The organism is Sphingomonas sp., from assembly GCF_048594985.1.
Lineage (GTDB): Bacteria > Pseudomonadota > Alphaproteobacteria > Sphingomonadales > Sphingomonadaceae > Sphingomonas_I.
On the sequence record NZ_JBMDXG010000336.1, the window covers coordinates 1 to 6,446 of the forward strand.

Consider the following 6,446-nt stretch of genomic DNA (forward strand, 5'->3'; position numbering starts at 1 on the left):
CCCCGCGCCGCCGCCCGCGCGCTTCGTCGGCGGCACGCACCATGATCGCCGCCGCTTCGATCAGCTCCACGTCGCGCTCGCCTTTCCGGGCGTCGGCCATGCGCATGCCGACATGCACGAGCACGGCCTGTTCGGCAGCTAGGCCGGCGGCGGCATGTCCTCGCGCCTTTTCCAGCAGGTGCGCGAGGAGCGCGGGCTCGCTTATTCGATCTACAGCTGGGCGCAGCCTTATGCCGATACCGGCCTGTTCGGCGTCTATTGCGCGGCGGCGCGGGGGGACGCGGCCGAGGCGCTGGCGCTGACCCGGCGCGTGCTGGCCGAAACCGCCGAGACGCTCGACCAGGACGAGCTGGACCGCGCGCGCGCGCAGGCCAAGGCCGGCTTGCTGATGGGCCTCGAATCGGTCGCGGGACGCGCCGATCATCTCGCGCGCCAGATCCAGCTCCACGGCCGGATCGTGCCGCCGGCCGAGACGGTCGCGCAACTCGACGCGGTTACCTTGGCCCAGGCACGCGCCGCCGGCGCCACGGCGCTCGGCGGGGGCGAGGCGCTCGCCACGATCGGCGGCAAGCTGGCGAAGGCCGCGTGAGCCTGCTCACCCTCGTCACCGAACCGTGGCCCGATTACGGGCTGCTCGATTCGGGGCATGGCCGCAAGCTCGAACGCTATGGCCGCTTCCGCTTCATCCGGCCCGAGCCGCAGGCGATGTGGGCGCCCGCGCAGGGCAATTGGGAGGCGGACGGCGACTTCATCGCCGCGTCGGACGAGGAGGGCGGCGGCAAGTGGCATCTGTCGCGCGACGTGCCGCGCGGCGGCTGGCACATGCATTGGGAAGAGGTGCGCTTCGTCGCGCAGAACACCCCCTTCCGTCACCTCGCTTTCTTTCCCGACATGGCGCCGCAATGGGCGTGGATGCGCGAGCGGACGGGCGAGGGCGACGAAGTGCTCAACCTGTTCGGCTATACCGGCGTCGGCAGCCTCGCGCTGGCGGCGAAGGGCGCGCGGGTCACGCATGTCGATGCGTCGAAGAAGTCGGTCGAGCAGGGCAAGGCCAATGCCTTCCTGTCCGACATGGCCGATCGCCCGATTCGCTGGATGGTCGACGACGCGGTGAAGTTCGCCGCGCGCGAGGTGCGGCGCGGGCGCCGCTACCACGGCATCCTGCTCGATCCGCCCAAGTTCGGGCGCGGGCCCGATGGCGAGGTGTGGCGGCTGGAGGAGCATCTGCCCGGCCTGATCGCGCATTGCCGCGCCCTGCTCGATCAGGACAGCAAGTTCCTCGTCCTCACCGTCTATGCGGTGCGCATGTCGGCGCTGGCGATCGGCGAATTGCTGCGCCAGGCGCTCGTCGATCTGGGCGGCACGGTCGAGGTCGGCGAGATGGCCGTGCGCGAGGAAGCACGCGGCCTCCTCCTCCCCACCGCCATCTTCGCGCGCTGGTCACGCTGAGGCGACGGCGCGCCAAAGTTTACAAAAGTTACGCCCGGATAGCGGGGTGAGGGTCGGCGCCATCGGGGGCACCAGCGTTCCCGAACCAATTGCAATGTGGACATGTGAAACAGCGAGCTAGACAGCACTCGATCGTACTCTATTTGTTCTAAAAGATCAAGCCCGGATCCTACGATCAACAAAGCAGAGGGCCGGTCCCAACGTCCACCGGAAGGCGCATGGTAGCAACTTGCCATCCGGCATCCTTCAGGCTGCTTTTATATTTCGGGCCGTCGCGGCTATGCTGCCGCCGCTGGTTGCGGGCCATGCGATTCGGCTGGGAAGGTGTGAGCAGCCGCTTAATCCGCCCGTCGCACTATGCTCAACCTTGAAGGGTTATCGAGTGAGCGGATTTGCCTTGGCCGTATTGGTGATCTGCGGTTTCATGTTGGCCTGTGGTGCGCTCACCGGACGTATTCCCGGGAGACTGCCCCCCTTCACGGTGGATCGTAACAGCAACCCCGGTACTTTCCGCTTCTGTATGACCGGCTACGCCATTGGCGCTCTCGCGGGCGCAGTTATGATCCTGCCGAGCCTGATCTAAGCGCCAGCTACAGCGGCCCTAAGGGGTTAAGGAGCAGCGTCGCCGGCCGCCCTAACCTGCGCCGCGTTCCGGATCGCGTGTGGCGGCACCGTCTGCCAAGCCCACCACAGCAGTGCCGCCGCCACGAACGCCGCCGCGACCGCCGTCGGTTCAGCAGGGATTTCAGTGAGCAGGACGACGCACCGGCCCCATATCGGCGTCGTGCCGATCGTTTCGAAGCCGACCATCTGCGCCGCCGTCGCCAACGCCGCAAAGCCGAACCCGGCACGCGCCGCCGGTGTCCGGGCGGCCAGCGCGATCGCGATCAGAAGCGTCAGCGCCTCCGCGAGTTGGAAGGCCAGCCTGAACCCCCCGAATCCCGCCCAGCCCCCGACGGGAAATCCCGGAATGAGGGGGAGCAATCGCCCGACGATCGGCGGCAGGACCAGCAAGGCGGTCGCCAGCATGGCGGCGGCGTGGACGCCCACCCGCCGCCGATGCACGAAGGCATAGGTGGCCATCAGCACGACCGACGGACCCGCTATCATGTCGGCGATCACCAATTGGGCGCCGAACGCCGCGTGGAATGGATCGGCCTGCGTGCGCCAGAGCATCGCCATCCCCTGGAGCGCGAGCGGCCCCGCCGCGGCGAACATCGGCAGGATGGCGAAGGTGGCGAGGCCCGCCGCGCGATGCCAGACCGCCCTGCGCGCGTGGATCGACCAGCTTTGCAAGGTCAGCAGCGCGAGCCAGGCGGTCGCGGTGATGCCGTGCGCGTGAAGCGCGAAAGGCGCCTCGCCGAACTGACCCAGATAACCCGGCCAGAATGCGACGGCGATCAGCGGAAATAGCGCGAGCAGCCACCAGTAAGCGTGACGATATGGCATCGCTTCCCCCCGGAAGATTTCGGCAGGTTATCGGATCGTGACCGTCGCGCAAGCCTGCACGAACCCGCGCCCAGCCGAGGGAACGGCGAACTCCCTATTCGCGCGTCGCGCGCAGCGCCGCGCCGACCACGAAGGGCGCGCCCGCGACGAGGAGGAGCGTGGTCGCGGCGAGGAGCTTGAGCCCGCCCGCGCCGCCGCTCGCGCCGAAGATCAGGAGCGGGACGGCGAGCGGGAGCATGACGAGGCCGGCGAGCGCGCCCGCGCCGCGCAGCGAAGCGGTCAGCGCCGCCGTGCCGAGCGCGAGCGCCGCCAGCCCGGGCGTCCCGATCAGCAGGCCGAGTTCGAGCCGCGCCAGCGTCGCGCCGTCCATGCCCAGCAAGGCGGCGGCGGGTAAGGCCGCCAGCATCAGCAACGGACCGAAGCTCAGCCAATGCGCCGCCAGCCGCACCGCCGCGGCCGCCTCCAGCGCGATGCCGCGCGTCGCGAACTGGTCGAACAGGCCGGCCGCGAGATCGGGCGCCACCAGCCGCTCGACCGGGAGCAATGCCGCCAGCAGAGCCGCCGTCCACAATGCGCCGGCCCCCACGCGCGCGAGCAGCAGCCGGTCCGATCCGACGGCGAAAGGGAAAAGCGTCGCGACCAGCAGGAAGAAGACGACCGGCAGGACCGCGCCCGCCCCGAACGCGCGGCGCAGGTCGCGGCGCAACAGCAAGGCGATCACAGCATCACCGCTTTTGCCTTGTCGAGGCCGAGCGGCTGGTGGCTCGCGGCGACCACGATCCCGCCGGCCAGCCGGTGCCACGCCATCGCGTCGGCCAGACGCGCCAGCGACGCCGTGTCGAGCCCGTTGCCGGGCTCGTCGAGCAGCCAGATCGGCGCCCGGCTTGCGATCACGCGGGCGAGCGCGGCGCGCTGACGCTGCCCGGTGGACAGCAGGCGGACCGGAACCTCGCCGAGCGCGTCCAGCCCGACCGTCGCGAGCGCGGCGTCGGCGTCGCCCCCGTCGAGCGCGGCCCAGAAGCCGAGCGCGCGCGCCAGCGGCAGCTCCGGATCGAGCGCGGGGCGCTCGTCATGGAAGGCGATCCGGCCGACCGCCGCGACCCGCCCCGCCGCCGGCGCGAGCAGCCCGGCGAGGAGGCGCAGCAGGCTCGATTTGCCCGCGCCGTTGCCGCCCGTCACCAGCGCGGCCTCGCCGGGTCCCAGGGTCAGGTTCAGCCCCTCGAACAGCAGGCGGCCCCCGCGCAGGCACGCGACATGCTCGGCGGTCAGCCGCGCTGGGCTCAACCCGCCGCCTCTTCCAGTGCGTGCATGTCGGCATCGGACAGGCCGAAATGGTGGCCCACCTCATGCACCAGCACGTGCGTGACCAACGCCTCCAGCGTCTCGCCCCCCTCGGCCCATTCGTCGAGCAGGGGGCGGCGGTAGAGGTGGATCATGTCGGGCAGGGCGGCGGTGTCGGCGATCGACTTCTCGCCCACCGGGCGGCCGCGATAGAGGCCCGACAGGCCGAACGGATCGTCGATGCCGAGCGCGTCGAGCGTCTCGTCGTCGGCGAATTCCTCGACCCGCAGCACCACGTCGTCCAGATAGGCGCGGAACGCGTCGGGCAGGCGCGCCATCGCGGCGCGCGCCAGCGCCTCGATCGTCTCGGCATCGGGCGCTGGCCCCCAGGTTTGACCTCGCTCCATCGCGCCCGCCATAAGGGCAGCCCGGCGCGCGCGCCAGCGGAGGCTTGAATGGCGATCGAGGGGCTGAACGATACCGAACGCGCCGACGCGCTCGATGCATTGCCGGACTGGGATTATGACGAAGGCCGCGATGCGATCGCGCGCCGCTTCGTCTTCGCCGACTTTCCGGAGGCGTTCGGGTTCATGGCGCGCGTCGCGCTGATCGCCGAGCGGATGGACCATCATCCCGAATGGTCCAACGTCTGGAACCGGGTCGACATCCTGCTCACGACGCATGATTGCGGGGGGCTTTCGACGCGCGACATCGCGCTGGCGGAGGCGATCGACGCCCTTGTGGACTGACGCGCCGCGCGCGACGCCGGGGCAGGCCGCCCCGGCGCTCCGGTTCGAGCAGGTGACGCGCCGCCATGATGGCGTGTCGGCGCTCGATGCGGTGTCGCTACAGGTCGAAAGCGGCGTGTTCGTCGCGCTGGTCGGGCCGTCGGGATCGGGCAAGTCGACCTTGCTGCGCCTCGCCAACCGGCTCGATCGGCCCGACGAGGGGTGCGTGCTGGTGGAGGGGCGCGACGTGGCGCATGGCGATCCGGTTCAGCTCCGTCGCCGGATCGGATACGTCTTCCAGAATGTCGGGTTGTTCCCGCACATGAGCGTGGCGGAGAATATCGCGATCGGCCCGCGCGTCGCGCACGGAGGCGATATCGACGTCGCGACCGCGCTGGAGGAAGTGGGCCTTACCGCCGAACATGGCGCGCGCCGGCCGGCGCAGCTTTCGGGCGGGCAGCAGCAGCGGGTCGGCATCGCGCGCGCGCTGGCGATCCGGCCCCGGCTGCTGCTGCTCGACGAGCCGTTCGGCGCGCTCGATCCCGTCACCCGCGACCAGCTTGGCCACACGCTGCGCCGGCTGCACGACAGCCGCGGCCTGACCACCGTCCTTGTCACGCATGACATGAACGAGGCGCTGCTGCTGGCGGATCGGGTGGTGATGATGAACCAGGGGCGGATCGTCGCCGACGCGACGCCACGCGAGATGCTGCACGGGCTGGCGGGGGCCGAGGCCGACACGCTGCTCGCGATCCCGCGCGCGCAGGCGGCCAGGCTGGCCGAGCTCGCGCAGTGAGCGAGGCGCTCGCCCCGCTTCCCGGCCTGATCGCGAGCCATGTTCTCCTGTCGGCGGCGGCGCTCCTGCTTGCGCTGGCGATCGGCCTGCCGCTGGCGCTGATCAGCGCGCGACGGCCGCGCGTTGCGCGCGTCGCGCTCGGCATCGCCGGGGTGACGCAGACCATCCCCGGGCTCGCGCTGCTCGCGCTCTTCTACCCCGTCCTGCTCGGCCTGTCGTCGCTGGTCGGCGGGCGGATCGCCGCGCTCGGCTTCCTCCCCGCGCTGCTCGCGCTGACGCTCTATGCATTGCTGCCGATCCTGCGGAACACGGTGGCCGGGCTGCGCTCGATCGATCCGGCGGTGCTGCAGGCGGCGGACGCGATGGGGATGACGCCGCGCCAGCGGCTCGCGCTGGTCGAAGCGCCGCTCGCCGCACCGGTCGCGATGGCCGGCGTGCGCACGGCGGCGGTGTGGACGATCGGCACCGCCACGCTTGCCACCACCGTCGGCTATCCCACGCTCGGCAACCCGATCTTCGCCGGGCTGCAGATCGAGCGCTGGGACCTCGTTCTCGCGGGCTGCCTCGCGGCCGCCCTGCTCGCGCTGGCGGCCGACGCGCTGCTCGGGCTGATCGAACATGGGCTTGCCGCGCGCGAGCCGCGGCGCGTCGGGGCCCGGGCCGGGCGGCTAGCGGGCGCGGTTCAGGCGGCCGCGCCGCCGCTGCACCGCCCCCCGGGGCCCACCGAGGCCAAACGCGGCCAC

General features: G+C 71.2%; 10 protein-coding genes. 6 read left to right on the forward strand and 4 right to left on the reverse strand.

What is annotated here, in order from left to right:
• The first annotated feature begins 154 nt into the window (after positions 1-154).
• The 3 genes from ACOJSF_RS13755 to ACOJSF_RS13765 all read left to right on the forward strand — a co-directional run bounded on the left by ACOJSF_RS13755 (position 155) and on the right by ACOJSF_RS13765 (position 2,032).
• Entirely contained in the window at positions 155-589 is a 435-nt protein-coding gene (locus tag ACOJSF_RS13755) for a M16 family metallopeptidase (protein ID WP_420142764.1), read from the forward strand.
• Complete coding sequence (locus ACOJSF_RS13760; RefSeq protein ID WP_420142765.1) at positions 586-1,449, forward strand: class I SAM-dependent methyltransferase; 864 nt, start codon at positions 586-588, stop codon at positions 1,447-1,449. The genes ACOJSF_RS13755 and ACOJSF_RS13760 overlap by 4 nt, the downstream gene beginning before the upstream one ends.
• A 382-nt stretch (positions 1,450-1,831) precedes the next feature.
• Positions 1,832-2,032 (forward strand): hypothetical protein, encoded by a 201-nt coding sequence (locus ACOJSF_RS13765; protein ID WP_420142766.1) that lies wholly within the window; start codon positions 1,832-1,834, stop codon positions 2,030-2,032.
• Positions 2,033-2,058: 26 nt separating this feature from the next.
• On the opposite strand, the gene ACOJSF_RS13770 is transcribed toward ACOJSF_RS13765, so the two are convergent.
• The 4 genes from ACOJSF_RS13770 to ACOJSF_RS13785 form a co-directional block, all read right to left on the reverse strand.
• The gene (locus tag ACOJSF_RS13770) at positions 2,059-2,898 is read right to left on the reverse strand and encodes a hypothetical protein (RefSeq protein WP_420142767.1); all 840 of its coding nucleotides are present in this window, start codon (positions 2,896-2,898) and stop codon (positions 2,059-2,061) included.
• 94 nt (positions 2,899-2,992) lie between these two features.
• Entirely contained in the window at positions 2,993-3,619 is a 627-nt protein-coding gene (locus ACOJSF_RS13775; protein ID WP_420142768.1) for a heme exporter protein CcmB, read from the reverse strand.
• Positions 3,616-4,182 carry a heme ABC exporter ATP-binding protein CcmA gene (gene ccmA, locus ACOJSF_RS13780; RefSeq protein ID WP_420142769.1) on the reverse strand — a complete coding sequence of 189 codons (567 nt, stop codon included), beginning with the start codon at positions 4,180-4,182 and terminating at the stop codon, positions 3,616-3,618. The genes ACOJSF_RS13775 and ccmA overlap by 4 nt, the downstream gene beginning before the upstream one ends.
• Complete coding sequence (locus ACOJSF_RS13785) at positions 4,179-4,586, reverse strand: metallopeptidase family protein (RefSeq protein WP_420142770.1); 408 nt, start codon at positions 4,584-4,586, stop codon at positions 4,179-4,181. Before ACOJSF_RS13785 ends, ccmA begins: the two co-directional genes overlap by 4 nt.
• A 48-nt stretch (positions 4,587-4,634) precedes the next feature.
• Here ACOJSF_RS13785 and ACOJSF_RS13790 point away from each other — a divergent pair, with 48 nt between their 5' ends.
• The 3 genes from ACOJSF_RS13790 to ACOJSF_RS13800 form a co-directional block, all read left to right on the forward strand.
• A complete protein-coding gene (locus tag ACOJSF_RS13790; protein WP_420142771.1) occupies positions 4,635-4,928 on the forward strand; it encodes a 4a-hydroxytetrahydrobiopterin dehydratase in 294 nt (97 codons plus the stop codon).
• Positions 4,918-5,703, forward strand: a complete 786-nt coding sequence (locus ACOJSF_RS13795; protein WP_420142772.1) for an ATP-binding cassette domain-containing protein — start codon at positions 4,918-4,920, stop codon at positions 5,701-5,703. Before ACOJSF_RS13790 ends, ACOJSF_RS13795 begins: the two co-directional genes overlap by 11 nt.
• The coding region (locus ACOJSF_RS13800) for an ABC transporter permease (protein WP_420142773.1) at positions 5,700-6,446 on the forward strand (747 nt) is incomplete at its 3' end. The genes ACOJSF_RS13795 and ACOJSF_RS13800, both read left to right, overlap by 4 nt.